The sequence below is a fragment of the Flagellimonas nanhaiensis genome, from assembly GCF_003382275.1.
Classification (GTDB): Bacteria; Bacteroidota; Bacteroidia; order Flavobacteriales; family Flavobacteriaceae; genus Flagellimonas; species Flagellimonas nanhaiensis.
The window spans coordinates 361,442-385,830 of record NZ_QTJX01000002.1; the positions used below are offsets into that span (position 1 = coordinate 361,442).

At 40.1% G+C, this 24,389-nt stretch carries 31 protein-coding genes; 16 read left to right on the forward strand and 15 right to left on the reverse strand.

The window, feature by feature from the left end:
- Window positions 1–3: 3 nt before the first annotated feature.
- Together DX873_RS09065 and DX873_RS09070 are read right to left on the reverse strand one after the other, a co-directional pair.
- Complete coding sequence (locus tag DX873_RS09065) at window positions 4–1,671, reverse strand: peptidase domain-containing ABC transporter (protein WP_116184132.1); 1,668 nt, start codon at window positions 1,669–1,671, stop codon at window positions 4–6.
- Window positions 1,664–2,350 carry a TetR/AcrR family transcriptional regulator gene (locus DX873_RS09070; protein WP_116184133.1) on the reverse strand — a complete coding sequence of 229 codons (687 nt, stop codon included), beginning with the start codon at window positions 2,348–2,350 and terminating at the stop codon, window positions 1,664–1,666. Before DX873_RS09070 ends, DX873_RS09065 begins: the two co-directional genes overlap by 8 nt.
- 146 nt (window positions 2,351–2,496) lie before the next feature.
- On the opposite strand from DX873_RS09070, the gene DX873_RS09075 reads away from it, so the two are divergent.
- From DX873_RS09075 to DX873_RS09090, 4 genes are all read left to right on the forward strand, one after another.
- Window positions 2,497–2,847 (forward strand): hypothetical protein, encoded by a 351-nt coding sequence (locus tag DX873_RS09075; protein ID WP_116184134.1) that lies wholly within the window; start codon window positions 2,497–2,499, stop codon window positions 2,845–2,847.
- A 12-nt stretch (window positions 2,848–2,859) separates the two neighbouring features.
- Window positions 2,860–3,231, forward strand: a complete 372-nt coding sequence (locus DX873_RS09080) for a hypothetical protein (RefSeq protein WP_116184135.1) — start codon at window positions 2,860–2,862, stop codon at window positions 3,229–3,231.
- Window positions 3,232–3,298: 67 nt separating this feature from the next.
- Window positions 3,299–3,604, forward strand: coding sequence for a hypothetical protein (locus tag DX873_RS09085; RefSeq protein ID WP_116184136.1), 306 nt, complete (start codon window positions 3,299–3,301; stop codon window positions 3,602–3,604).
- Window positions 3,605–3,606: 2 nt separating this feature from the next.
- Entirely contained in the window at window positions 3,607–3,945 is a 339-nt protein-coding gene (locus DX873_RS09090; RefSeq protein ID WP_116184137.1) for a hypothetical protein, read from the forward strand.
- On the opposite strand, the gene DX873_RS09095 is transcribed toward DX873_RS09090, so the two are convergent.
- Window positions 3,942–4,865: a LysR family transcriptional regulator gene (locus tag DX873_RS09095; RefSeq protein WP_116184138.1), complete on the reverse strand. Its 924-nt coding sequence runs from the start codon at window positions 4,863–4,865 to the stop codon at window positions 3,942–3,944. The two genes, DX873_RS09090 and DX873_RS09095, sit on opposite strands and share 4 nt — an antisense overlap.
- A 79-nt stretch (window positions 4,866–4,944) precedes the next feature.
- Between DX873_RS09095 and DX873_RS09100 the strand changes: the two genes are divergently transcribed.
- The 7 genes from DX873_RS09100 to DX873_RS09130 are packed head-to-tail and all read left to right on the forward strand — an operon-like array spanning window position 4,945 to window position 8,652.
- Window positions 4,945–5,181, forward strand: a complete 237-nt coding sequence (locus DX873_RS09100) for a hypothetical protein (RefSeq protein WP_116184139.1) — start codon at window positions 4,945–4,947, stop codon at window positions 5,179–5,181.
- Window positions 5,182–5,196: 15 nt separating this feature from the next.
- Window positions 5,197–5,490: a hypothetical protein gene (locus tag DX873_RS09105; RefSeq protein ID WP_116184140.1), complete on the forward strand. Its 294-nt coding sequence runs from the start codon at window positions 5,197–5,199 to the stop codon at window positions 5,488–5,490.
- A 6-nt stretch (window positions 5,491–5,496) separates the two neighbouring features.
- Window positions 5,497–6,459, forward strand: a complete 963-nt coding sequence (locus DX873_RS09110; RefSeq protein WP_116184141.1) for a sodium-dependent bicarbonate transport family permease — start codon at window positions 5,497–5,499, stop codon at window positions 6,457–6,459.
- Between the two features lie 5 nt (window positions 6,460–6,464).
- Window positions 6,465–6,812: a hypothetical protein gene (locus tag DX873_RS09115; protein ID WP_116184142.1), complete on the forward strand. Its 348-nt coding sequence runs from the start codon at window positions 6,465–6,467 to the stop codon at window positions 6,810–6,812.
- A 38-nt stretch (window positions 6,813–6,850) separates the two neighbouring features.
- On the forward strand, window positions 6,851–7,414 hold the full coding sequence (locus DX873_RS09120; RefSeq protein WP_116184143.1) for a DNA-3-methyladenine glycosylase I: 564 nt from the start codon (window positions 6,851–6,853) through the stop codon (window positions 7,412–7,414).
- Window positions 7,404–7,982 (forward strand): hypothetical protein, encoded by a 579-nt coding sequence (locus DX873_RS09125; RefSeq protein WP_116184144.1) that lies wholly within the window; start codon window positions 7,404–7,406, stop codon window positions 7,980–7,982. The genes DX873_RS09120 and DX873_RS09125 overlap by 11 nt, the downstream gene beginning before the upstream one ends.
- On the forward strand, window positions 7,963–8,652 hold the full coding sequence (locus DX873_RS09130; RefSeq protein WP_116184145.1) for a DUF2490 domain-containing protein: 690 nt from the start codon (window positions 7,963–7,965) through the stop codon (window positions 8,650–8,652). The genes DX873_RS09125 and DX873_RS09130 overlap by 20 nt, the downstream gene beginning before the upstream one ends.
- Here DX873_RS09130 and aat read toward each other — a convergent pair.
- From aat to DX873_RS09145, 3 genes are all read right to left on the reverse strand, one after another.
- Window positions 8,641–9,234, reverse strand: coding sequence for a leucyl/phenylalanyl-tRNA--protein transferase (gene aat / locus DX873_RS09135; RefSeq protein ID WP_232520916.1), 594 nt, complete (start codon window positions 9,232–9,234; stop codon window positions 8,641–8,643). The genes DX873_RS09130 and aat overlap by 12 nt on opposite strands.
- A gap of 99 nt (window positions 9,235–9,333) precedes the next feature.
- On the reverse strand, window positions 9,334–10,710 hold the full coding sequence (locus DX873_RS09140) for a short-chain fatty acid transporter (protein WP_116184146.1): 1,377 nt from the start codon (window positions 10,708–10,710) through the stop codon (window positions 9,334–9,336).
- Between the two features lie 3 nt (window positions 10,711–10,713).
- Window positions 10,714–11,091, reverse strand: a complete 378-nt coding sequence (locus tag DX873_RS09145; protein ID WP_116184147.1) for a DUF3127 domain-containing protein — start codon at window positions 11,089–11,091, stop codon at window positions 10,714–10,716.
- 125 nt (window positions 11,092–11,216) lie between these two features.
- Between DX873_RS09145 and DX873_RS09150 the strand changes: the two genes are divergently transcribed.
- Together DX873_RS09150 and DX873_RS09155 are read left to right on the forward strand one after the other, a co-directional pair.
- Window positions 11,217–12,368, forward strand: coding sequence for a sensor histidine kinase (locus DX873_RS09150; protein WP_116184148.1), 1,152 nt, complete (start codon window positions 11,217–11,219; stop codon window positions 12,366–12,368).
- A gap of 3 nt (window positions 12,369–12,371) precedes the next feature.
- Window positions 12,372–12,722, forward strand: a complete 351-nt coding sequence (locus DX873_RS09155) for a hypothetical protein (RefSeq protein WP_116184149.1) — start codon at window positions 12,372–12,374, stop codon at window positions 12,720–12,722.
- On the opposite strand, the gene DX873_RS09160 is transcribed toward DX873_RS09155, so the two are convergent.
- A complete protein-coding gene (locus DX873_RS09160; RefSeq protein ID WP_116184150.1) occupies window positions 12,715–13,107 on the reverse strand; it encodes an HIT family protein in 393 nt (130 codons plus the stop codon). The two genes, DX873_RS09155 and DX873_RS09160, sit on opposite strands and share 8 nt — an antisense overlap.
- A gap of 68 nt (window positions 13,108–13,175) precedes the next feature.
- Complete coding sequence (greA, locus tag DX873_RS09165; protein WP_116184856.1) at window positions 13,176–13,652, reverse strand: transcription elongation factor GreA; 477 nt, start codon at window positions 13,650–13,652, stop codon at window positions 13,176–13,178.
- A gap of 188 nt (window positions 13,653–13,840) precedes the next feature.
- Between greA and DX873_RS09170 the strand changes: the two genes are divergently transcribed.
- Window positions 13,841–14,284: a Rieske (2Fe-2S) protein gene (locus tag DX873_RS09170; RefSeq protein WP_116184151.1), complete on the forward strand. Its 444-nt coding sequence runs from the start codon at window positions 13,841–13,843 to the stop codon at window positions 14,282–14,284.
- An 11-nt stretch (window positions 14,285–14,295) separates the two neighbouring features.
- Window positions 14,296–15,282 (forward strand): aldo/keto reductase, encoded by a 987-nt coding sequence (locus DX873_RS09175; protein WP_116184152.1) that lies wholly within the window; start codon window positions 14,296–14,298, stop codon window positions 15,280–15,282.
- A 3-nt stretch (window positions 15,283–15,285) separates the two neighbouring features.
- On the opposite strand, the gene DX873_RS09180 is transcribed toward DX873_RS09175, so the two are convergent.
- The 7 genes from DX873_RS09180 to DX873_RS09215 all read right to left on the reverse strand — a co-directional run bounded on the left by DX873_RS09180 (window position 15,286) and on the right by DX873_RS09215 (window position 22,970).
- Window positions 15,286–16,287 (reverse strand): Gfo/Idh/MocA family protein, encoded by a 1,002-nt coding sequence (locus DX873_RS09180; RefSeq protein WP_116184153.1) that lies wholly within the window; start codon window positions 16,285–16,287, stop codon window positions 15,286–15,288.
- A gap of 42 nt (window positions 16,288–16,329) precedes the next feature.
- Entirely contained in the window at window positions 16,330–18,534 is a 2,205-nt protein-coding gene (locus tag DX873_RS09185; protein WP_232520887.1) for a TonB-dependent receptor, read from the reverse strand.
- A gap of 808 nt (window positions 18,535–19,342) precedes the next feature.
- Window positions 19,343–20,881, reverse strand: a complete 1,539-nt coding sequence (locus DX873_RS09195; RefSeq protein WP_116184156.1) for a DUF4301 family protein — start codon at window positions 20,879–20,881, stop codon at window positions 19,343–19,345.
- The gene (locus DX873_RS09200; protein WP_116184157.1) at window positions 20,874–21,443 is read right to left on the reverse strand and encodes an AAA family ATPase; all 570 of its coding nucleotides are present in this window, start codon (window positions 21,441–21,443) and stop codon (window positions 20,874–20,876) included. Before DX873_RS09200 ends, DX873_RS09195 begins: the two co-directional genes overlap by 8 nt.
- Window positions 21,404–22,039, reverse strand: a complete 636-nt coding sequence (gene pnuC / locus DX873_RS09205) for a nicotinamide riboside transporter PnuC (RefSeq protein ID WP_116184158.1) — start codon at window positions 22,037–22,039, stop codon at window positions 21,404–21,406. Before pnuC ends, DX873_RS09200 begins: the two co-directional genes overlap by 40 nt.
- Window positions 22,023–22,283, reverse strand: a complete 261-nt coding sequence (locus tag DX873_RS09210; RefSeq protein ID WP_116184159.1) for a YkoF family thiamine/hydroxymethylpyrimidine-binding protein — start codon at window positions 22,281–22,283, stop codon at window positions 22,023–22,025. Before DX873_RS09210 ends, pnuC begins: the two co-directional genes overlap by 17 nt.
- Before the next feature lie 45 nt (window positions 22,284–22,328).
- Window positions 22,329–22,970 carry a 4'-phosphopantetheinyl transferase family protein gene (locus tag DX873_RS09215; RefSeq protein ID WP_116184160.1) on the reverse strand — a complete coding sequence of 214 codons (642 nt, stop codon included), beginning with the start codon at window positions 22,968–22,970 and terminating at the stop codon, window positions 22,329–22,331.
- A gap of 74 nt (window positions 22,971–23,044) precedes the next feature.
- Here DX873_RS09215 and ahcY point away from each other — a divergent pair, with 74 nt between their 5' ends.
- Window positions 23,045–24,361 carry an adenosylhomocysteinase gene (ahcY, locus tag DX873_RS09220; protein WP_116184161.1) on the forward strand — a complete coding sequence of 439 codons (1,317 nt, stop codon included), beginning with the start codon at window positions 23,045–23,047 and terminating at the stop codon, window positions 24,359–24,361.
- Window positions 24,362–24,389: the final 28 nt, after the last annotated feature.

Consider the following 24,389-nt stretch of genomic DNA (forward strand, 5'->3'; position numbering starts at 1 on the left):
TTTCTACTTTTCGTTCACCAATTTTCCTTTTTCAACCGTAATGATCCGTCCACAGTGCTCGATCCATTTTGGATTGGCACTCACAATGACCAGTGCCCATCCATTCTTTGAATCTGTCAGGAAATTCATGATTCTTTCGGATTCTATCTCGCCAAATTGATCTAATGGGTCCTTAAGGACCAATAATTTGGGTCTACGGACAATACTCCGAGCCAAAACTATTTTTTTGGATACAGTGTAAGGTATCTGCCTTCCCTCTGGGTAAAGAATGGTTTTCAGACCCTGGGGTTGTTCCTTCACAAACTCGGTCAACCCGGTCTTCTCAAGCGCCCAATACACATCTTCCTGGGAAATGGTTTCATCTCCAAAGGTGATATTGTTCAACAAAGAACCTTCAAAAGGGCTTTCCTCGGTTAAAGACTGCCCCAAATGGGATCGATAATAGTTAAGGTTCATTCCCTGTAAGGCAACATCATTTACATATATCTTTCCTTGGTCTGGCTCAACAATCCCAGCTATAAGGCGTAGCAATGTTGTTTTGCCCGAACCACTTGCCCCATTCAACAGAATGGTACAGGATGGTGTAATAGTCAGTGACACCCCATCTAAAATCTTTTTGTCCCTTTCTGGTACATTGTATGAGATATCGGATAATTCCACCGTGAAACCTTCTTTTTCCCCAAAGGGTTTTTCACCCGTCTGTGGCTCCAATTCCTTGTCCACCACCTGACCCAATTTCTCTAATGAGGTCAGCAGATCATAAAAGGTTTCGAGGCCAAGAATCATTTTCTCAACGGAACTTATCACCAAAATGATAATGATCTCCGCCGCTACAAACTGGCCAATATTCATTTCTTGGTTCAGTACCAATAATCCTCCTATCAACAGAAGCCCTGCCGTTACCAAGACCTTAAAACCTATCATTTGGATGAACTGAAGGACCAAAATCCTAAAATGCCCTTCCCTTGCATCCAAATAATCAGCCACCAAAGTGTCATTTTTGTCAAGGGCATGGTTGGTTTTTCCGGACAGTTTGAAGCTCACCAAAGACCTTGCAATTTCTTGAATCCAGTGTGCTACCTTATACTTGTTCTTGGACTCATCCAAACTGGTTTCCAAGCCTTTTTGAGCTGTAAATTTGAAAACGACATAGATCAAAAGCACCAACAATAGTCCGTACAGTATAAAAAATGGATGGTAGAACGAGAGTAACAGAAGCCCAAAAACTATCTGTAAAAACGCGGCTGGAAAATCGATAAGTATTTTGGAAAGTCCTTTTTGAACCGTGAGCGTATCAAAAAATCTGTTGGCCAATTCTGGCGGATAGTAATTCCGTAACTGGTCCATCTTGATTTTTGGAAATCTGTACGCAAACTCAAAAGACGATCGGGTGAAGATTTTTTGCTGCACGTTTTCAATTATCCTCATTTGCATCAACTGGAGAGTCCCGGCAAAGGCCACTCCCAGGGTAACGAGTACCACCAGTACAATCCAAGAGGTACTCACCTGGGCCCCTTGAATCAAATTAATGATAGCCTGTATGCCCAAGGGCAATGACAAGTTTACCACACCAGCAAAAATGGCATAATAAAATACCTGCAGGATATCTTTCCTGTCCAAAGCCAGCAAGCCCATGAGGCGTTGCCAAGCAGTCAAAACTTTTTTAGCCATGCTTGTCGGAGGTTAATGTGCGGAAGACCAGATCAGTGAAGTATTGAGTTGGGGTTACAGACTCGTTGCAGTCCGTTAGGTTTGGGAAATGCTCCTTTAAAAAATATTGGTGCAGAGAACCCTCCAATACGGTACTTGCCAAACTTGATGGGTAGAGATACGCTGGATCCAGCGCCACAATCATTTCATGCAAACGGTTAACCAATCGTTTATAAATAACAAAGTAACCTTCTTTATTCTCTTGATCTACTTCCTTGGTCAGATAAGACTTGGAATATTCGTTTATTACAATTTTGTTAAGCAGCACTTCGTTGACATGGGAAAAAGAAACATCCTCCTTAACGGTCTGGGTCAAAATCTCGATGGCCTTTCGCAACTTTTCACTAGGATCGGTAATTCCCGTAGTGGCGAATACCATTTTATACTCCAGCCATCCCCAATACCAAGAAGCCAGATAGAGAAGCAGTTTATGCTTGTTCTCAAAATAACGGTAAATAGAACTTTCATTGGAACCGATTCGTTCACCCAGTTTTCTGAAAGTGAAACTTTCAAAGCCCATTTCATCAATCATCAAAATACTTTGTTCCACAATTCTTTTTCCCAGATCAGATGACTCAGGGTCCTTAACGTATATCTTCTCGTTTATTCCTATCCTAATGGACTGCATTAACCTTTCCATATCAACTGCTAAAATTAAATTTCGATTCAAAATTAAAAGTATTACTATTATATTTCAATAGTTTAACACACTTTAACAATAGTAATTGTTTTTTATGAGTGTTTAAGTCTATCTTTAGATGTATAAAATGGGAGAAAAGAACAGCTATGAAAAAAGTTTTACTCTTACTTATTTTCCTTATATTCTCTTCAGGTGTATTGGCACAATCTGGACAATATCAGCTCAAAGTTGAGCACTTTGAAGAGAGTCGGGGAGATTTTAACCATGAAAGAATATTGAAGATCCCCTATTCGCAAATGGTACTTGTTGAGAATTCCTTGAATTCTTCCTCGGGTTTCGGTCTTCAAATGAATTTTCATGGTCAACTGGTGGCCGTAGATTATATGGAAACCATGCCGGATGGAAGCATCCAGGTGATTCTCAGAAGGGAAGATGGAAAAAATTTTTATGGGTACAAACCCACCATAAAGGCAATCTTGGTAAAAAAGCTTAATTAAAACCTAACTGAAATGAAACAATTCTTATTTGCGGCCTGTTTGCTTGCATTTTTCTCCGTGCAGGCGCAGGACAACCATGTAGATCGCGTACAAATCGGAGACCAATTGGTCCTAGGTGCGCCATCGGGAAGTCATTACAAACATGTTGATGTCCCCCGAAAAAACTTTATCATTAAACGAGGTGGAATCGCAAACTTGTCAGCCTTGGTAAATGAATCGGTGACCATCACTGATATATCCTATGGAAAAACCTCTTTAGTGACCTTTAAAAGAACGGATGGAAAGAAGTTTTTTAGAGTTTACAAGACTTTGACAGCTAGATTAAATGAGGCTGTAGACGCAGGGGAAGTCAAAATACCTGATGGGACCAACATGTTGCCATGAGGTTAAACATTACAAGAAAGGAGCTTAAAGCTCCTTTCTTCCATACTTAAATTTTAAACAGCTTTAAATGGTTCTGATACATATTTTATGTAATTCTTCCCATGGAGCACAAAAAGTCGTGAACTTTTTACATGAGGAAAAATTGGTCTATCATTCAACTATCGATACCAATCCAAGCGAATGTTATATAGACAATGAGCAAACACAAAAAATTCTCCTAACCGTTACCACTAAAGCTTTGCTTTTTCAGGAAATAGAGCAAAAGACCAAGAAAAAGTTTCCCAAAGCCATAGCAATGATGTATGCACTCCCCATTATTTACATGGACGAAGAACATTCGGAAAAATTAAAGAACACTACCTTAAAAATATAGCGGTGAAGAAATGGCTACCTTCTTTTAAACGAAACCAATCCAAAGGAAATGACCAGAAGAAAAACGATTCCTATTTATTGATAGACGGGAGCTTTTCTCCTTCTGAGGCCGCAGATGTGCTTTTATCCCTCTTGAACTACAAGATCAAGTTTCACTCCGTGCAACAGCTCAACCTTGAACATACTGAACCAACCGATCTTACTTATTCCAAAACCAGGATACAGCAGTTAAAACTGGCAAAAAAAGAGATAACAGAGATTATTTTGAACGCCAATCGAAACGGGCACAGACTTGAAATCCATAGCAGTATCAAAATCTCGCCTACCGAATCTCAGATCTAGTATTTTTCGTACCAATCAAATTCTTGTGTGATTATTTTTTGCTTTTCTGTCTCCAAGTACTCAAGAAAAGCTGTAGCAACAGGCGACAATTTTTTCGAGGCCAACCAGACTAGGTTCCATGTTGTTTCAATAGGTAATTTCTTCTTTTGAAAAATTTTTAAATCCCCATTTCCGAGTTCGTTTTTAATTCCTATCAAGGGCATAATAGAACATCCCAATCCAGCTATTACTGCCTGTTTGACTGCTTCATTGGAGGTAAGCTCTATCCGCTTTCCCACTTGTATATCTGCCTGATGCAGAAAGCTTTCCATGGCGGCCCTAGTAGCCGAACCCTGTTCTCTAAAAATTAGAGGGGTGTCCCTTACGAACATTTTTTTTGATAGCTGAATATTTTTAAAATGACTTGGATTGGCAACCAGGTAAAGCACATTTTTCATAAGGTTGACCTTTTGTAATTTTAACTGTTCCGGAAGAACCGAAACCAATGCAAAATCAACTTCGTTTTGCTCCAAGCTTTGCACCACCCTGGCCTTATTGGTAACATCCATTACCAAATCTACGCCAGTATTGGCCCGCATAAACCCCGATAAAAAATAGGGCATTACGTATTTTCCAGTAGACACTACGGAAACCTTTAGCCTGCCTGCTATCTTACCTCCGTAGGATTGCATTCTGTAGTTAATTCCATCCACCTCACTTAAAATTCGCTCTGCTGATTGGGCTATCTCCTGTCCAAAATCAGTAATAAAAAGCTTTCTTCCTACCACTTCGGTGAGGGGAATTGGGAACTGTTCTTGAAAATTTTTGAGTTGAATTGACACTGCAGGCTGTGTCAAATAGAGTTCTTCAGACGCCTTCGTAACGCTTTGTTTTTCAACAATTTTGGAGAAAATCCGAAGTTGGTGCAAAGTATAATTCATAAATAATATTTATGTTTTTGATAATAAATATAAATAATAATATATCAAAACTTAGACTAACCTTTGCAAAAAAACAAACATGATTTACAAACTTTTACACTCGCAGAAATCTGAATCCAAAGTCCATAAATCAAAAAAAGAAGAACGGTATTACCCCTTGTACTACGCTCTCACTGGTTTTCTATTTGGAGCTGTACTTGTGCTTTCAGCATTGAACGACTTTCTATTTTTTGGATGGTTGAGCATTTCAATGTCAATAGTCTTTGGGCTCATGTCCATCCACATGGTCGGCAAGAACCAAACAAAAAGGTATTAATCAAAATCATAAAAAATGGAGACATTAATTAAAACAGATCAGAGAATTCAATTGGTAGACGGAAGTTTTACCGCTTCGGAAGCACTGGATGTAATCACTTCACTGCTAAATGAAAAAATCAATTTCCATAAACTACAGCGTTTGGCTTGGTGTGAAGGCAACAAGGATGCAAACACAAAATATCCTGATGGTAGGATACAGGAGTTGGAAAGGGAAATCCAAATAGCTAGAGAATTTATCAGCGGCGTCAGACAAGAAGGCAAGCGATTGAGGATTGATGGCATATTGAACATTACCCTGGAAGAATAAAACTCTATGGACCTACACCTGCTATTGGACAATCTTACTAATCCAGCTTTGCTCTTTTTCTTTTTAGGTATTGTAGCGGTACAGCTAAAAAGTGATTTGGAAATTCCAGCCAATTCCTCAAAATTTATTTCACTATATCTGCTTTTTGCAATAGGTTTTAAAGGAGGGCTGGAATTATCCCACAGTTCATTGAGCATGGAAATAATCTGGTCCCTACTTTTTGGAGTCTTCCTAGCTATTTCTGTTCCGGTTTATGCTTATTTTATTTTACGAAGAAAGTTCAGCGTGCAGAACTCAGGAGCTATTGCCGCAGCATATGGATCTGTAAGTGCGGTCACTTTTGTGACCGCTATTTCATTTCTGGAAATTGAGCATATTGAGTTCGGAGGGCACATGGTTGCCGTAATGGCCCTTATGGAAGCCCCGTCCATCATCATTGGGGTCCTGCTCATGACCCTGTTCAAAAAGGATAAGCAAGAAACCTGTGATTTTTCCAAAATATTTAGACACTCCCTGACCAATGGCAGTGTCCTACTTATTCTGGGCAGTTTGGCTATTGGTTTTTTGGCTAACGAACAACAAGCAGAAGGAATAAAACCTTTCACCACAGACATATTCAAAGGCTTTTTGGCCGTGTTTTTATTGGATATGGGGATTACCAGCGGTAGAAAACTCAATGATTTTTTAACAAAGGGGTGGTTTGCCCTCATATTCTCAATTGGCCTACCCATTATCAATGGCTGTTTTGTGGCTTGGTTCAGTCAATTCATTACCGAAAGTGTTGGAAATAGGTTCTTGTTCGCCATTCTTGCAGCCAGTGCTTCCTATATTGCTGTTCCGGCAGCCATGCGTATAGCGGCTCCAAAGGCCAATCCTAGTTTATATGTTCCCATGGCCCTGGCCTTTACCTTCCCATTCAACATTACTTTGGGAATGCCCTTCTATCTCTATCTGATTCAAAATTTTTGACATTTATGCCCCAAAAAGAAAAACCCATATCTGCCAAAAAAGAATCAGAGCAACACAAAATCCCTAATCCTATTTCTCTCGGCTTGTCGTTTATATTGGGAAACCCTGTCAATTACACCTACCTTTTTATTGGTAAAACTCTGCTGGAAGCAAGTCCAGATGGAAGTTCTACCCTTTCCAAAACTAAATTAGTTGGTCAGACCGTTGTGGTTACCGGCATTGTCCATCGTTCCAAAGGATTAAAAATCTATGTGCTCAGGCGCAGCGACAACAAAGACTTTTACCATGGTCTTCCGCAAATTTATGCCGATGTGCCCAGCGCCATTGTGGCCCAGGAATTAAGTCTTTTATAAGACCTATTTCTACTATCTTTAGCAAAAAACCATATACTATGGACAAACATCGCTGCGGTTGGTGCGTAGGTGACCCTCTATACGAAGCTTATCATGATGAGGAATGGGGAGTTCCCGTAAAAGATGATAGAACCCTTTTTGAGTTTTTGATCTTGGAAACCTTTCAGGCAGGGTTAAGTTGGATAACCGTACTTAGAAAGCGAGAAAATTTTAGAAAAGCATTCGATTATTTCGACTACAAAAAAATTGCCCAATACGACCAAGCCAAGATTGACGGGCTACTTGGAAATGCCGGAATCATCAGGAACAAATTAAAAATTAACGCTACCATATCAAATGCCAAGGCCTACATGGAAATACAGAAGGAATTTGGAAGCTTTAGCACCTACATTTGGGGGTTTGTAGATGGAAAACCCATAAAAAATGCATTGGAAAATTATAAGCATGCACCTGCCACCACAGCGTTGTCCGATACCATAAGCAAAGATCTAAAACGACGTGGCTTTAAGTTTGTGGGCAGTACGGTCATCTATGCCCAAATGCAGGCCACTGGAATGGTAAATGATCACGAGGTCAATTGTTTTAGATATCATGAAGTTTAACCTTTCACTTTTCGTTGCACTCTTTTTAATACTCACGGCCTCGGCCCAAAATAAGTATGAACGGGAATTTAGGATTGCAAAATCCGACTTCCCACAAACAGCTTGGGAACAAATCAATTCATATCTTGAGGATGCAAAAAGAGTCAGGTTCTATCGAGAAACAGATAGTGTCAAACAAAGTTTTGAAGCAAAATTTAAAAAGGGAAAACTACACTACAGTATAGAATTCAACAACAAAGGCGAATTGGAAGATGTTGAATTCATTATCAATAAAAATGATATTCCCGAACTGACCTGGTCTCAAATCAAAGCTTATTTAAATTCAAAATTCAACAAACCCCGTATAAAAAAGATCCAACAACAATATCCTGCGGGTACTTCCGAGGCCTCCCAAGTATTGCGGGAAGCATTTCAGAATCTGCTTTTACCCTACATCAAATACGAAATTGTGTTCACCGGTAAAACCGAAAAAGGATTCCAAACCTACGAAGGTCTTTTCAACGCAGATGGTAAATTGGTAAATCTTAGAAAATCAATATCTGCCCGTTATGACCATATCCTTTACTAATTGGTGGCGAGCAGTACTCTTTGCATTATTGCCACTGACCTGCATTTCACAGGAAAACTTAACCGTTTATTGGCAGCCTCAACTAGCCATCAACTACCCCGTATCCAAAACCTACTCCCATAATTTTACAGTAGGACATAGAGCATATCTTTTTGATCAAGATGATATACAAATTAGAGGAAGACAGATAGATTTTATCCATTTCTCCAAGTTGGACTTGAGAGACAACCAAAGCATTGCCCTTGGCATACAATACCGAACAAGAGATCTATTTGGAAAACAACCGAACGAATTACGGCTAACACAACAATACAATACTACAAAACAACCCTTGGTTGTTCGTTATGGCCATAGGTTCCGAACTGAACAGCGCTTTATTGAAAAGCTCACCATTCATAGGTTTAGGTACCGATTTGCTATTGATTTTCCTCTAAAAGGTGAGAAATTGAACCTTGGAGAACCATTTCTTGTTGCTTCACTTGAAAACTTACTGAGCTTGGGAAAAGGACAAAATCCTCAATATGACAACCGATTAAATGGACAAGTAGGGTGGAAATTTGACAAAGGTTTTAAAATCCTTTTTGGTATAGAATATCGTTTGGAGGACTATACTTCGCAAAGACCAGAGAATGTCCTTTTTTTCCTTAGCACTGCCCAATTAGGATTTTAAGATTTTCATAAATTCTGAACGCGGAATCAAAGTAGCACCAAGACTTTCCAAATGTTCTGTATGAACTTGGCAGTCTATAAGCTCGTATCCCTTTTCTATACATTCCATAGCTAAACTGATAAACGCAAATTTGGAAGCATTGGGCTTAAGACTAAACATACTTTCTCCACAGAATACATGTCCTAAATCTACCCCGTAGAGTCCGCCAACCAAATTTCCATCTTCCCACACTTCATAGGATTTTGCAAAACCTTTGTTATGAAGTTCTGTATAAGATGCTTTCATTTTTGGGGTAATCCAGGTTCCCTCCTGACCCTTTCGTTCTACTTTGGCGCATTGGTCCAATACTTCTGCGAAGCATGTATTCTGGGTAAGCCTGAACTGTTTATCCCTTATCACTTTTCGCATACTTTTGGACACCTTTATCTCTTCTGGAAAAAGTACCATTCTAGGGTCAGGACTCCACCATAGCATTAGCGCATCATCATTGAACCATGGAAAAATTCCACTTTTGTAGGCAAGTAAAAGGCGCTCTGGGGCTAAATCTCCTCCAACAGCCAATAGACCATCATCGTTGGCCATCTCCACAGGAGGAAATTCCAGTCGATCTCCCAAGAAGTGCAAGGGAGGCTGTTGAGCATTATTCTCCAAACGCGTTTTTATTTAAAGTTACGCAAAGGACTAGAAAATAAGAAGTCCTCCTATATAAATAATACTACCTACCAGCATAAAAATCAACGTATAAGGAAGAATTTCCTTGGCTTTTAGCTTTGTAATTCCCAATAACGGAAGTGCCCAAAATGGTTGCAACATGTTGGTTACCTGATCCCCATAGGCCAATGCCATAATTGCCTTGGGCAAGGGAACACCGAGCTGTAGGGCGGACTCCAGAACCAAGGGTCCCTGTACGGCCCATTGGCCTCCTCCGCTGGGCACAAAAATGTTGACCAATCCAGCACTTAAAAAGGTGAAAATAGGTAAGGTGACGTCTGTGCTTATGGCAACAAAAAAGTCTGAGATGGCATTGATCATTCCACTTCCGGCCATGATTCCCATAATTCCAAAGTATAACGGGAACTGAATCAAAATACCTGCGGTATCACCGATGGCCTCCTCTACGGCCGTTAAAAAACTCTTGAAACTCCCATGTAATAGAATTGCCAATCCCAACATAAAAAAGTTGAGCATGTTCGGGGTAATGTTCAGTGTTTTTAAAGCAGGAAGATATTGAATCAAAAACGCTCCCAAAATTAAAACTCCAAAGAATGTGGAAGCCCATCTAGAGTAATCCAGCTTTTCAGCTCCCTCCAGATCTTGTTTATCTATATTCTTAAACTTGTACGTTTTAAAATTGATGGTGGTGGGATTGGTCTTTTTGCTTAAAAAGTACGCCAATCCAACAATGGAAAGGGCCACCAAAACGAAAAGTATAAGGTTCCAATAGCTGAACACCGTTAATGAGGTGGAAATGGCATCGGGCAATTTTGACAGCACCTCAGTACTGGAAACACCTTCCATCAGCCCTTTTAAGTGACCGGCTTCGGAAACTTTGATGGGAGCAGACCCACTGATGCCTCCATGCCAAACCATTAAGCCTCCATATCCACATGCGCCTATTAAAGGGTAATTAATGGGAATGTTGTTTGTATTTGCATATTCCCCAACTTTTCGCGCTAAAATTGCTCCAAAAATCAACCCAAGCCCCCAATTAAAAAAAGAAACCAATAGAGTGGGCAATACCACCAAAATTGCTGCATTGGAGGCATTAGTTACCAGTCTGGTAATTCCAAGGATAAGTTTTTCAATAGGCCTGCTCAGTACCAAAACATGGCCCAATACCAGAATAAGCATCATCTGGTAGGCAAACACCAATAGGCCATTGTTCCATATACCATCCTCCCAATAGGAAAGGACGGCAAATAAGTGCTGACTATCCGAAGTGTTTTCAGTAAATATCAGTGCTAAAAGCACTGTAAAAATGGTCAAGAGGACGGCAATAGTAAATGGAGATGGTAAAAATCTCCTAAAAACATCCTCTATAACCTTGGTCAGACCCAAGTTTTAGAATGGTAAATCGTCATGATCTTCCTCATTAAGGTCATCCGCAGGTTCAAAAGCTTCCATTGGTGGAACCGGCGGCATGTTTTCCGCACCACCAGCAGATTCCATATTTTCAATTCGCCAACCTTGAACAGAATTGAAGTATTTGGTCTCTCCTTGTGGATTGACCCACTCTCTGCCCCTAAGGTTGATACTTATCTTTACCAATTGTCCAGTACTGTAGTTGTTCAACAAATCACACTTATCCTGAACAAACTCTATCAAAATATGTTGGGGATATTGTTCTTCTGTGGTTACCACTACCTCCCTTTTTCTGAAACCATTATTACCATATGTTTTGGTCTCATCTATCATTTTTATTCTTCCCTGGACTTCCATGTAAATTACTTTTCAATGAATGCCAAATGTACATAAAATGAATCCTATTGGAAACCCGATCCACCAACGAACTATCAACATATTTTTTCATTTTCCGCTATCTTTATTCACAATTACACCTAAAAATGAACTTTAGCCCCAAAAGGAAAGCTTCCAACATTATCATGTTGGTCTCTGCATTTGTGATTGTGAGCCTTATCCTTTGGAACACCAATAGCTTCTTTAAAAAATTTAAAGAGGAAGAGCGTTTAAAGATGGAAATATGGGCCACTGCCCAGTTGGAGCTCATTCAATCCTCCGTAGATCAGGAATTGGGTAATTTGACCTTGAAAGTGATGGGAAACAACACTTCAACCCCCATGATCTTAGTAAACGAGGAGGGTTCAATAAAAACACATAACATTCCAGAGGAAAGAGCCCAGGACAGTGTTTATATCCAAAGAAAAATAAGGCAGTTCGGGAGTGAGAACGAACCTATCCAGATTGTTCAGCAAGGGGAACTTTTAGAGACCCTCTATTATGGTAATTCTGAAGTACTGAACAAGTTAAAATACTATCCTTTGGCTCTTTTGCTGATTATTTTTCTTTTTGGTACAGTGATTTTCTTCTTCTTTAAGACCAACAAGGCATCGGAGCAGAACAAACTTTGGGCCGGAATGGCAAAGGAGACCGCGCATCAAATTGGAACTCCCTTGACCTCCCTTCTGGGGTGGAACGAACTTCTTAAATCTGAAAATATCAATCCAGAGATCACCAAAGAGATAGAAAAGGATATTTCACGGCTTCATACCATCACTGAGCGTTTTTCCAAAATTGGCTCCATTCCAGAACTACAGGTTCATGATATTGTGGAAGAAACGGAGAAAGCCTACCAATATTTAAAACGACGAAGTTCAAAACTGGTTCATTTTTCATTTGGGTCCAACATTGACCATCTACCTGTTTTGTTAAATCCCCCCTTGTACAATTGGAGCATTGAAAATTTGGTGAAAAATGGTATTGATGCTATGAAAGGAAAGGGAAGCATTGCCATTCAAATTGAAAAAAAAGGAAACAATGTCAATATTTTGGTTTCTGATACCGGTCACGGTATTCCAAAAAGCGACTTTCAGAACATTTTTAACCCCGGCGTGACCTCAAAAAAGAGAGGATGGGGACTAGGACTTTCTTTGGTAAAAAGGATTGTTGAGGAGTACCACAAAGGAAAAATTAAAGTACTTTCGTCCAATAAAGAAGGAACAATCATGCAAATTTCCCTCAAATCATTAGAATCATGAGCTATGGCAACGGAAAAGAAAATTGCAATAAAAGAGGCAGAAATTACCAATAATTGTCCTGCTTGTTTCAATCAGGAGCTAGAACTTACCTTCTATCAAAAGCACACTTTCAACGCTTTTTTCCATAGGACCACTTCTGAAGTCACCCATGAAATAAAGTGTAAAAAATGCCATTCTATTATCTATCCGGTAGATTGGACCCAAGATATTGAGCGTGTTTTTGATTACTACAACAAATTGGTGAGTCCAGATAAACCTTCGGTACGGTTTACCCTGCTGTTCTTTATTTTGCTTATTGTGGTTTTGGGCCTAATCGGTACAGCGGTCTACCTCAACATGGAGGGCATTATTTAAGCTGTTCCCTAATTTGTTCCGCTACAATTTCAAATTCTTCCGCGGTTAGACTTTCCTTATGCTGGAACGTAGCGTTTTTCATGCTGTGCAAGGGAATCAAGTGGACGTGCACATGAGGAACTTCCAAGCCAATCACTGTCATACCTACACGTTGACAGGGAACCGCAGCTTCAATAGCCTTTCCTACTTTTCTTGAGAATTCCATGAGTTTAGTATACGATGCCTCATCCATGTCCAACAATTTGTCCACTTCTTTTTTTGGCACACACAAAGTATGTCCCTTTGCATTTGGATTTATATCCAAAAACGCAAAATTATCGTCGTCCTCGGCTATCTTATAACAAGGAATTTCTCCATTAATAATTTTAGTGAAAATACTGGGCATGCTGGTTTGGTTTTAAATAAAAAAATCCCGTTGTACAACGGGATTAAATATAGGGATTTTGATATCGCTTAGTCTCTTGTTATTTCCAAAATATCAAATTTTAACGTTCCGTTGGGCACTTGAATCTCGGCCACTTCACCTACCGATTTTCCAAGTAATCCTTTTCCAATTGGCGAGGTCACTGATATTTTACCGGACTTTAAATCAGCTTCACTCTCGGCCACCAAGGTATATTTCATCTCCATGCCGTTGGCCTGATTTTTCAGTTTCACTGTAGATAAAACCAGTGCTTTGGAAGTATCCAGTTGAGATTCATCTATCAATCTAGCATTGGCCACTGTTTCTTCAAGTTTGGAAATTTTCATTTCCAGCAGTCCCTGCGCTTCTTTAGCGGCATCATATTCCGCATTTTCCGAAAGATCCCCTTTATCCCTAGCCTCTGCTATGGCCTGGGAAGCTTTTGGACGTTCCACATCTTTTAGATGGTTGAGCTCTTCCCTTAATTTTTTTAATCCCTCTGCTGTATAGTATGAAATTTTACTCATTTCGTCATTTTTTATGCAATGGAACATTGGAGAAAATAAAAAAGATTTTCCCAATGTTCTTGTTATTCTCAAATACAAAAAATCCTCAACTACCACCATGCACTGCACAGTTTTTTTGCGAGGATTTAACGCAAAGATAGGTATTTTTTGCCCAACTTTGCCCAAGTAATGTATTCAAATCCAAACAAATGAGGCACTTAGGAGGCTTTATCCTACTGGTTTTTCTAATTTCTTGTAACTCAGACAGTACCAACAGAAACCCTTACCTTCAAGAGGTAAGTTTTAGGTTTGATGTCAATCTCAGTCTTCCTTTATATAGTGGGCTGAACAACATAGGAAATCCTGTCTATATTGGTGCTAATGGCCTGGGCACACGAGGTGCTTTTGTAATGCGAGCTGGACTAAGTGGCTCCCAGTTTGTAGCTTTTGAAGCAAGTTGCCCCAACCATACCCCAAATAGCTGTTCCACAATGACCATTGACGGGCAAAACGTGGTCTGCGGTTGTGAAGGATTTACCTACAATCTCTTTACTGGCCAACAATTGGATAGACCAGATGACGGCAAACGGTATTACGACCTTCTCTTTTATAGGGCAACGGAAAGTGGAAATGTAGTGACCATATCAAACTAAAAAAATAAAATATGAATTACAGAAGGCTTGGAAAAACAGGACTAAACGTTTCAGAAATTTCATTGGGAACCTGGCAGGTGGGTGGCAAATGGGGTTCTGGATTTGATGATGTTTTAGCGGAACGAATTATCAACGAAGCCATAGATGCCGGCATCAATTTTATTGATACCGCCGATGTTTATGAGGCAGGAGCCAGTGAAGCCGCTGTGGGAAGGATAATTAGATCCAGAAGCGAAGAAGTTTATTTGGCCACCAAATGCGGGAGACAGCTTAGCCCCCATACGAATGAGAATTATACAGTTAAGGCCCTCAGGAAGTTTGTAGAGGATAGTTTAAAAAATACTGGGTTGGATTGTTTGGACCTTATTCAGCTGCACTGTCCTCCCGTGGAAGTTTACTATAGACCGGAGATTTTTGAACTTTTCGACCGTTTGAAGGACGAGGGCAAAATAAAGAACCTGGGAATCAGCGTAGAGAAAATTGAAGATGCTTTAAAAGGGATTGAATTTCCCAATGTGACCACCGTACAGATTATTTTTAATATGTTCAGGCAGCGTCCATCGGAACTGTTCTTTGAACAGACCCGAAAAAAAGATGTGGGTGTTATTGTGAGAGTTCCTTTGGCGAGTGGCCTGTTGACAGGCAGGTTTTCGTCAAAATCCACATTTGGAAAAGACGACCATCGCTTTTTTAATCGTGATGGTGCCGGTTTTGATAAGGGTGAAACTTTTTCTGGCGTACCTTACGAAATTGGCTTGCAAGCCGTTGACGAACTGAAGCAGCTGTTTCCTGAATATGAAAATCTAGCTCCAATAGCTTTACGATGGATTCTCGATTTTCCAGAAGTAGGTTGTATCATCCCAGGGGCCTCAAAAGCTGAGCAACTGCATTCCAATGTTAAGGCTACAGGCCTTCCACCCCTTACACAGGAACAAACAAACGCTGTGAATTCAATTTATGAGAGGTATATAAAATCCCACGTGCATCAACTTTGGTAGTATCTAAATCGCACTCAAGATTTTATCCATAATCCAACTGGTGTGCAAACCCGATTTCCCTATTGAAGGGTGTTGGGCTTTGCCCACTAAATGGTTTTTGATGTTTTCCACATGGTACTGTTGCACATGTTCAGGGTGGGGAATCTCCACAGTCTGATGCCCTGAAGAGCTTTTGAGCTCAATAGGTGCCTCATCCAAAACCGAAAAAGTTATAGTTCCATCAGTTCCCAAAATCTCCACCTTGTCCAACCTATTTGAGGCTCCGAAATTCCAAATACCTTCTCCTCTAATACCATTTTCATGTTTCCATGACCCCGAAACCATATCATAGGCAGAATAAAGACCTAGTTTGTTTGTAGCTTCTCCGTTCGCTTCTTTGACGTCGCCCAAAAGAAAGGAAAACAAATCCAATCCATGGCTGGCCAAATCATCAAAATAACCACCAGGAGCCACTTCTTTATCAGTTCTCCAATTGTATTTTCCACTGATGTCCAAATCATTGGGAAGTTTGGTTTTTTCCCATCGAATATGACTTACTTTCCCGATAAGATTTTCATCCAACCATTGTTTTACTTTTAAAAATCTGGGCAACGACCGACGGTAATAGGTTATGAAAAGAGGTACGTTCTTTTTGGTAAATGCCTCATAAATGGCCAGACTGTCCTGATAGTTAGGCGCCATAGGTTTTTCTATGCAACAGGGCTTTCCTGCCTTGGCCACTTGGAGTGCATAAAACTTATGGGAATCTGGTGGAGTGGCAATGTAAACGGCATCGATGTTAGGGTTTTCTATGATTTCCATGGAATCGGTGGTCCAACCCGGAACTTTATGCCTTTTGGCATAGTCCAGAACTCTTTCCTTATTTCTTCCCATCACCATATCAACTTGGAAACCTGGAGTTTTTTGATACGCAGGGAGACTCTTCTTTTCAGTGACCTTTCCACATCCAATAACTCCCCATCGAATAGGCTTATTTTCTTGAAAATAAAAAGGGGATTCCAACATACTTTAAAAGTAAAGAATCCCCTTAAATAGCAATGGTTAGTGCTAAAAATTTATTGTCGCTCCAAGTAAAAAATTAGTTCCTGCCTGTGGGTAGTACCCTGCTCCTTCAATAGTGGTTATGGTTCCTGGATTAGAAAAATCATCATCATAAGTGAAGAAGTACCCGTTGGAAACAATATCAGCATCAAAAATGTTGTTTACCAATCCCGAAAACACGATGCTCTTTACAAAAGCATTGGTCTCCACTACGTATTGCACATTAAAATCCGTTTGGGAATAGCTGTCCAATACCGAACCTTCGGAATCAATATTTCCCATGTATTGCTTGCCCACAAATTTTGAAAGCAACGACACTTGAAAATTTTCATTGGGTATAAACGAAAGAATATTGCCCGCAACCACTTTAGGTGAATATGCAATATTGGTATTCCCTAAATTCTGAAGTTCCCCATCTCTCTGAAAAAAGAAGTCGATATTCCTATTGTTGCTCAAGGCAACATTTGGGTTAAGTCTAAATTTGTCCCCTAGCTTAATAGCTGCATCAATTTCTAGGCCCAGGCGATAGCTGTCCCCTACATTTGCCCTTAGCGGCGCACCTACATCATTAAGTTCACCGGTAAGCACCAGCTGATCTTTATATCGCATGTAGTAGACGTTTGTGTTCACTTGAAAATCCGGAGAAACGTAACGCCATCCCAACTCAAAATCATTGAGCCTCTCTGGTTTGGGGCTACCATTTTCATAATCATTTCTATTGGGCTCACGATTTGCCCTGGCATAAGAAAAATAGAAGTTGTTGTTTCTATCCAAATCAAAAGTTACCCCAGCTTTGGGATTAAAGAAATTGAAGGTGTCATCAACCAAACCCGTATCCTCACCATTTGCCTCATATCCCACGCCTCTATATTGTACATCTCCAAAAACGGACCATTTATCGTTCAATTTATAATTAGCCTTGACATAAAGATTGAAATCGGTCTTAGTGGAATTATCATCATAATACCTGTCACGTATTTGACTATTACCAGCAAATTGAGCCCAAATCACTTCGCCAAAATGGTCTCCTTTGTACACATTGTATCCTCCACCCGGAATTAATTTTAGAGTACCATTATCATATGTGGCCGAGAAAACAGTTCCGTAGAAATCATTGTCCAGCCATCTTCTTCTAATCAAATCTGTTGTGTTTACCTCTTCCCCATTTACATTGATGGGTTCAAAACCGTAGGTTTCAAAGTCGTCATCTTCCCTAAACTGCTCAAAATATCCCCTTCCGCGAGTGTAGTGAACGGCTATATTGGCATTCCATTCTGAATTAATGGTCTGACTCCAATGTAATTGTGCATGGTCTTGTTTGTAATTATCCTCTTCCCGATCATAAAACTGGGTGTTCCCATTTTCGTCAGTAAAAATACCAGCAGGGTTAAAGGTCCGGTTGGTTCGAAGGGTTTCAGCATCAATTCCAAACCATGATTGATACGTAATCTCATGCCCTCCAAACAGGAGTGCTTTAATCAAGGTCTTATCATTTTTGAAAACTCCCTGTAAAAAATAGGCATCCAACTCTGAACTGGCACGGTCAATATACCCATCTGAGGTAATCCTTGATAGCCTTCCTGATAATTCAAAGTGTTCGTTTAGGATTCCCGTACTGAACTTTACATTGTTCCTTAAAGTGTTGAAACTTCCTATGGACGAAGATATTCTTCCATAAGCCTCTTGTGAAAAAGCATCGGTCAAAAGGTTTAAGCTAGCGCCAAAGGCACCTGCTCCATTGGTAGACGTTCCTACACCACGCTGAAGCTGAAGGCTTTCGGTAGAAGATGCAAAATCTGGCATGTTTACCCAAAATGTTCCTTGCGATTCCGCATCATTGTACGGAACACCATTTATGGTGACATTAACACGAGTGGCATCACTTCCTCTAACTCGAATTCCCGTGTAGCCAACCCCTGCTCCTGCATCAGAAGTGGTAACCACAGCTGGCATTAAGTTCAATAGAATTGGGATGTCCTGTCCAAGATTACGCGGACTTATCTCCTCTTTGTCCAAATTTGAAAAGGTAATTGGAAACTCCTTGGTTACCCTAATAGCCTGGACAAGGACCTCATCGAGTACAATTTCTTTTCCCTCTAAAGAGTCTTTTGGTTTTTCTTGGGCACTGATGGTCAGCGCAAGCCCAAAAAGGGCCAATGTTGTGAATAAATTTTTAATGCGATATCGTCTATTGTTCTTTGATTGTCGCATTGAACCACAAGATAGTCCTGCAGTCCTGAAATTAATTGAATAAAGCGGTTTCATTCGTAAAAAATGTTACGAATAAAAGGGGTCATTATTCTTGTTGATATTTGATTTTTTGTTTCTAAAGAGAAACCTTGAAATTCCAAGATGCGCTAAGCACATTCCCTTGGCAGCATTACCCGCCCAGGTTCATTGGGTATAATCTCAGCCTTTTAAAAAAGCACCCCTTTGAGATGGGGCAAATGTAATGGCTAGCACCAAATTTTCATAATAAAAGCTGTACAATTTAAAAGGAAGGCGAGCTTAAATGACATTCTATCAGCAAACAAAAAAACGAAAAGGCCGCAATTGCGGCCTTTTCTACTTGGTCAACATTTTCGGTTGACGCAGATGGATAATGCACGGTTAGTGTTTGCATAGCATCATCCAAAAAGGATTATCTTTTGTTCCTTCCTCTCTTTCGCCCTTCTTTTGAATAAAAAACCATTAAGAAGATTGGGATCAAAAAGGATATCAAACTAATTATCAAAACAATTTTATAGATCATTATTTGTGTGCTCTGGTAGTAAGACACACGTTTAAAATTTTGGTCACAAAAAAAGGCCGCACTTTGTGCGGCCTTCAACCAAATCAACCAACCGAAAAAAACCAAGCTATTACGCTTAGACTAATTCAAATCCTTAAAATGGAACAACTATCCATTAGTAATTTGTTATTAGCTTTCATTAATTGGACACTTCTTTTTGCAATAAGTCACAAAAAAATCCCTTCCGATGCGCCAGGGAAGGGATTTTGTTCTAATTTTTTGACTTTCTTATGGCTGGTGCGAAGGCTTCAAAAGGTCATTCACAGTTTTTACAGGATTGAATGTAACCAAAGGAACCTCAACAAAAATGGTATTCCAAAAGGCCATGGCGCCATTCCATAGTCCGGGAAGTTCCAGTGCCTTGAGTTCTTTCCCTTCTTTTGTTTTGCTTGTGATGAATCCTTGTTTGGAATCCACAAAATCCAACAAATTGTATTTTTCACCATTATGATTCCTCACTCCGCAAACAAGGTCAACCGGGTTAAAATGAGTAGAATTCCTTAACAGAGCCGCCTGGTCTGGATTGGACATATCCACTTGTGCGGATTCTATTATCTGAAGGGAGGTATTTCCATCTGTACCCTGTATCCAAAACGGACCTCCACCGGGCTCACCCTCATTCTTTACCATACCACAGACTCTGATGGGACGATTAATCCTATCCCTTAGCATAGCACATTGATCTTCAAAGCTTGAAGTCGCATAGGTTTCTGGAAATCTAACATTGAGCTCATTTTCCAAAAACAACTTGATTTCATCAACTTGAGCTTGACCTACATTGTCTCCTTCAAGTGATTTTGCGTGGGTAAAAGCTGTGTTCTGAACTTTTTTTAATACCCCAGCCAACATCTTTTTACTGTTTGAAATCTCTTCGAGATTTTTTTCAACAACTACATTATCAATGTTTTTTATGAAAATGATATCGGCATTCCGATCATTAAGATTTTCTATGAGCGCCCCATGACCACCAGGTCTAAATAGCAAGGAACCATCATTGTTTTTGAAAGGTTTGTCTTCCATATCCACAGCAATGGTATCCGTAGAGGGTTTTTGCTGTGAATAGGACACTGCGAATTTTATTGCAGAAGACTCAGCAACCTTTGGCCCAACCTTGTTCTCTTCGTCTTTGAACATTTCCTCATGCTGTTCGGAAACCGTAAAATGCAGATTGGCCTTATTTTTTGCCGCAGAATAAAGCGTCGCCTCCTTTAGATGTTCCTGAAAAGGGGTGGCACTTTCTGAACCATACTTGTGAAAAGGCAGCAATCCTTTAGGGTAAAACCCGTAGTTAAGGCCATCCTCCATAAGCATTTCCTTTACAAATAGATGGGCTTCTTCATCTGAATTCGAAGCTTTTCCCTCGATTCTGTCCATAATTAATTCATAAAACGGAAAGCTTAGCATCTGTTCCACAAATTGCTGTACCGCAGAATCTCCAGTACGTTCAATGTATTCTGAAAGTGGTTCTTTGGAAGGATTATAAGCTTCAACAAAATTGAACATGGCCTTGAACATCCTTGAAGCTGCGCCGGAAGCTGGAACGAACTTTAGCAAGTCCAATTTTTCTTTATTGTCCTCAAAATACTGGACAAATTCTTGTTGTTCTTCAGAAGAAAATCTTTGGATTCCATCGGATACCACTGCAGGTCTAACCAGCTTTACAAAAGGAATACCTTCCTTAAACGTTTGTATTTGATTGATGACTTTATCTTTGGAGATGCCTTTTTTTTGAAGCTGCTGGAGGTCTTTTTGACTGAAATCAATCATGCTTTTGAAGAAGTTTATCTATGTGTTGAACCGCTGTTTTGAGTCTTGTTTTTTTATCTCCCTTCAAGATAACGAAATTCCGATTATATTTTTTTAGAGTGTCATGGAAATATTCAAACATCTCCTCCCTCTCATTGGGCTTGTCCCTAAGGTCATCCGCTTCCCAAGGAATATCAACATAGGTCAAAAAGTATAGGTCATACGTGTTCTCTAGCGCATATTTTTCCAATTCCGGATCACAATACCCCAAGTAATACGCTTCGGAATATACCTTGGTTTCTAACAAATCGGTATCGCATATCAATACATCAGTAGCTTTTTTTGCCAACTCATTTTCCAACTTGATTTGTCCTTTTGCTATGGGCAGAAGATCTTTGGGTTCGCATGTTTTGCGCTCATTGTTCCATTTGTTCTGCAAATACTCACGAGCATATTCTGGTACCCAAACAGTGTTGTATTGTCTTGCCAATTGTTCCGAAAGTGTAGTCTTCCCGGTGGATTCCGGTCCAAAAAGGACCACTTTTATGACGTCTGAAGGTTCTTGTCCAAGCTTTTCTTCCATACTAGATATCCCTGAATGGCCAATATTGTAAAAATTAGGTATTGTAAGGAGAACATTCCCCATCCCCTATAAGCATACAAAGGTACGGTTATAAGGTCTCCCAAGATCCAAAGCGTCCAGTTTTCCAGTTTTTTATTGGCCATGTACCACATTGCCGTAAAAAAGACCCCAGAAGTGAATATATCAATATAGTTGGTAGGGCCAATTTCAGCTCCAAAGCCTTTGTAGACTCCGTAGGTTACCAATATTGTGGCCAAGAAAAATACAAACCCAATCCATTTTTCCCGCTTAGTGGTCCTTGATATTTGAATTACATAATCCCTATTGTTCTTTCTTCTGGCCCAATTCCACCAGCCATAAATGCTCATAAGGGAATAATAAAAATTCATCATCATGTCCCCTAGCAATCTGTCCACAAAAAATATGTATGTGGTAATAGCAGTTGCCACCAAACCCGTGGGATACACCATAATATCCTCTTTCTTGGCATATATTACGCTGGCTATGCCGAAGAAAAATGCAGTGGCTTCCAAAATGATCAATGAAAGCTGCCTTTCCTCATAGGGACCTATAAAAAAATCAAAAATGGGGTTCATATTGGCTTCGGTCAGATTTTACGATTTTCATACCCAGTACTACATGATCCAAATTTTTGAAAGTTTCCCGTATTTCTGTGTGAAGCAATGTCATTACCTGATCATAATCTCCGTAGACTTGGGTGCTGAGTGGGTTTTCGAGGACCGTAAGTCCAGAAACCCTCAATTTCTTGATAAAATCAATGATTGGAGGTTCAAAATCGTCTTGTAACGGGGTCAAGGTAAGTTCTACCGATATTTTCATGGAGGAATTCAATTATCGAGGGCAAAGCTACTAAAAAGCTTACTCTCAACCACCCATCATCTTTAATGCATATACACATGTGAACCCCTCAAATTCCAAAAACTCAATTTCATAATGGGATTTCTGACCTTTAAAACGGATTTCAGCTACGGTTCTTGCGTCATCAAAGGCAAAGTCAAGAACATCAATATGTTTTAAAAAGCTCAAGCTGCGCTGCGCATAAATCTTGTACAAAGACTCCTTTGCTCCCCACACAATGGTCAGCTTTCTTATGATCGCTTCGGTATTGGCCAATGTTCTGTACTCTTCAAGAGGGGTAAACTTGTATGCTATCTTAAGAATCTTCTCCCGCTGCTTTTCTATATCTATTCCCACCTCATCTGTACTGCTGATAATAATTCCTGTGAAATTATGTGAGTGTGTAATGGAAATATAATTGCCATCCTTTAAATGGGGTTTACCAAAGTCGTTATATACAAGGTCACTGTCCTCATAGCCTGCTTCCCCCAAAAGGTGTCGGATGCTCAAAAATGCTTTTCGATGAGCTTCAGATTTCATTCCATCCATCCTTCTTTGACAATAAGGGGTCAATACAATTCCATCCGAAAGTATGCCTTCGGGCTCTTCCACTTTCCAGATATATGCCGTTGTAGTTGGAGAAACTGTAATGGTTCTATATAAGGGCACGACTATAAATTAAGTGATTTTGTATCTTTGCTGCGCTAAAAAAGCGAAGCTACAAAAGTAAATTTATTTTAAGTATGAGCACAAAGACAATTCCATATGTACCCTATAAGGTAAAAGATATTTCCTTGGCGGACTGGGGACGAAAAGAAATTGAGCTGGCCGAGGCGGAAATGCCGGGACTTATGGCCTTGCGTGAAGAATATGGGAGCGAGCAGCCCCTAAAGGGTGCCCGTATTGCGGGTTGTCTGCACATGACCATTCAGACCGCTGTTTTAATTGAAACTTTGGTGGCTCTTGGAGCAGAGGTGACCTGGAGTTCATGTAATATATTCTCTACACAGGATCATGCGGCCGCGGCAATTGCTGCTGCTGGCATCCCGGTTTATGCCTGGAAAGGAATGACCGAAGAAGAATTTGATTGGTGTATTGAACAGACCTTGTTCTTTGGTGAAGACCGAGAACCTTTGAATATGATTTTGGATGATGGAGGAGATTTGACCAATATGGTGCTTGACCAATATCCAGAATTGGCAACTGCAATCAAAGGACTATCTGAAGAAACCACTACAGGAGTGCACAGGTTATATGAAAGAATGAAAAATGGCACCTTGCCAATGCCCGCCATCAATGTGAACGATTCTGTTACCAAATCCAAATTTGATAATAAATACGGTTGCCGAGAAAGCGCTGTTGATGCCATAAGAAGAGCCACTGACACCATGTTGGCCGGAAAGCGTGTGGTTGTTGCTGGTTATGGTGATGTTGGAAAAGGTACAGCAGCATCCTTTAGAGGCGCTGGGGCCATTGTAACCGTAACTGAAATTGACCCTATTTGTGCACTTCAGGCTTGTATGGATGGTTATGAGGTAAAAAAATTGGAGTCCGTAGTTAAAAATGCGGACGTGGTCATCACCGCTACAGGAAACAAGGACATCATCCGAGAGGAGCATTTCCGTTCTATGAGGGATAAGGCCATTGTTTGCAACATTGGACATTTTGACAACGAAATAGACATGGCTTGGTTAAATGAAGCTTATGGCCATACCAAGGATGAAATAAAGCCTCAAGTTGACAAATACACTGTTGATGGTAAGGATATCGTTGTTCTAGCCGAAGGTAGACTGGTCAACCTAGGTTGTGCCACAGGACACCCAAGTTTTGTGATGAGTAACTCGTTTACTAACCAGACCCTTGCACAAATTGAGCTTTGGAACCATCCAGATAAGTACGAGAATAAAGTGTACATGCTTCCCAAACATTTGGATGAAAAAGTAGCGAAACTTCATTTGGCCCGTTTAGGAGCAGAGCTTACTCAACTTGAAGAAGATCAGGCAGAATATATTGGAGTGACTGTTGAAGGTCCCTTTAAGCCGGATTACTATAGATACTAATCTTCTAAGATTTAATAAAGAAAAGGCC

Excerpts from the sequence above, each read along its gene's own strand:
- DX873_RS09175 (WP_116184152.1), top strand. The coding sequence starts at position 14,296 with ATGAATTACAGAAGGCTTGGAAAAACAGGACTAAACGTTTCAGAAATT.
- DX873_RS09105 (WP_116184140.1), top strand. The coding sequence starts at position 5,197 with ATGGAGACATTAATTAAAACAGATCAGAGAATTCAATTGGTAGACGGA.
- DX873_RS09150 (WP_116184148.1), top strand. The coding sequence starts at position 11,217 with ATGAACTTTAGCCCCAAAAGGAAAGCTTCCAACATTATCATGTTGGTC.
- DX873_RS09085 (WP_116184136.1), top strand. The coding sequence starts at position 3,299 with ATGGTTCTGATACATATTTTATGTAATTCTTCCCATGGAGCACAAAAA.
- DX873_RS09095 (WP_116184138.1), bottom strand. The coding sequence starts at position 4,865 with ATGAATTATACTTTGCACCAACTTCGGATTTTCTCCAAAATTGTTGAA.
- greA (WP_116184856.1), bottom strand. The coding sequence starts at position 13,652 with ATGAGTAAAATTTCATACTATACAGCAGAGGGATTAAAAAAATTAAGG.
- DX873_RS09110 (WP_116184141.1), top strand. The coding sequence starts at position 5,497 with ATGGACCTACACCTGCTATTGGACAATCTTACTAATCCAGCTTTGCTC.
- DX873_RS09210 (WP_116184159.1), bottom strand. The coding sequence starts at position 22,283 with ATGAAAATATCGGTAGAACTTACCTTGACCCCGTTACAAGACGATTTT.
- DX873_RS09080 (WP_116184135.1), top strand. The coding sequence starts at position 2,860 with ATGAAACAATTCTTATTTGCGGCCTGTTTGCTTGCATTTTTCTCCGTG.
- DX873_RS09185 (WP_232520887.1), bottom strand. The coding sequence starts at position 18,534 with ATGCGACAATCAAAGAACAATAGACGATATCGCATTAAAAATTTATTC.
- DX873_RS09130 (WP_116184145.1), top strand. The coding sequence starts at position 7,963 with ATGACCATATCCTTTACTAATTGGTGGCGAGCAGTACTCTTTGCATTA.
- DX873_RS09195 (WP_116184156.1), bottom strand. The coding sequence starts at position 20,881 with ATGATTGATTTCAGTCAAAAAGACCTCCAGCAGCTTCAAAAAAAAGGC.
- DX873_RS09160 (WP_116184150.1), bottom strand. The coding sequence starts at position 13,107 with ATGCCCAGTATTTTCACTAAAATTATTAATGGAGAAATTCCTTGTTAT.
- aat (WP_232520916.1), bottom strand. The coding sequence starts at position 9,234 with ATGGCCAACGATGATGGTCTATTGGCTGTTGGAGGAGATTTAGCCCCA.
- DX873_RS09155 (WP_116184149.1), top strand. The coding sequence starts at position 12,372 with ATGGCAACGGAAAAGAAAATTGCAATAAAAGAGGCAGAAATTACCAAT.
- ahcY (WP_116184161.1), top strand. The coding sequence starts at position 23,045 with ATGAGCACAAAGACAATTCCATATGTACCCTATAAGGTAAAAGATATT.
- DX873_RS09120 (WP_116184143.1), top strand. The coding sequence starts at position 6,851 with ATGGACAAACATCGCTGCGGTTGGTGCGTAGGTGACCCTCTATACGAA.
- DX873_RS09125 (WP_116184144.1), top strand. The coding sequence starts at position 7,404 with ATGAAGTTTAACCTTTCACTTTTCGTTGCACTCTTTTTAATACTCACG.
- DX873_RS09180 (WP_116184153.1), bottom strand. The coding sequence starts at position 16,287 with ATGTTGGAATCCCCTTTTTATTTTCAAGAAAATAAGCCTATTCGATGG.
- DX873_RS09145 (WP_116184147.1), bottom strand. The coding sequence starts at position 11,091 with ATGGAAGTCCAGGGAAGAATAAAAATGATAGATGAGACCAAAACATAT.
- DX873_RS09075 (WP_116184134.1), top strand. The coding sequence starts at position 2,497 with ATGAAAAAAGTTTTACTCTTACTTATTTTCCTTATATTCTCTTCAGGT.
- DX873_RS09100 (WP_116184139.1), top strand. The coding sequence starts at position 4,945 with ATGATTTACAAACTTTTACACTCGCAGAAATCTGAATCCAAAGTCCAT.
- DX873_RS09115 (WP_116184142.1), top strand. The coding sequence starts at position 6,465 with ATGCCCCAAAAAGAAAAACCCATATCTGCCAAAAAAGAATCAGAGCAA.
- DX873_RS09070 (WP_116184133.1), bottom strand. The coding sequence starts at position 2,350 with ATGGAAAGGTTAATGCAGTCCATTAGGATAGGAATAAACGAGAAGATA.
- DX873_RS09200 (WP_116184157.1), bottom strand. The coding sequence starts at position 21,443 with ATGGAAGAAAAGCTTGGACAAGAACCTTCAGACGTCATAAAAGTGGTC.
- DX873_RS09065 (WP_116184132.1), bottom strand. The coding sequence starts at position 1,671 with ATGGCTAAAAAAGTTTTGACTGCTTGGCAACGCCTCATGGGCTTGCTG.
- DX873_RS09170 (WP_116184151.1), top strand. The coding sequence starts at position 13,841 with ATGAGGCACTTAGGAGGCTTTATCCTACTGGTTTTTCTAATTTCTTGT.
- pnuC (WP_116184158.1), bottom strand. The coding sequence starts at position 22,039 with ATGAACCCCATTTTTGATTTTTTTATAGGTCCCTATGAGGAAAGGCAG.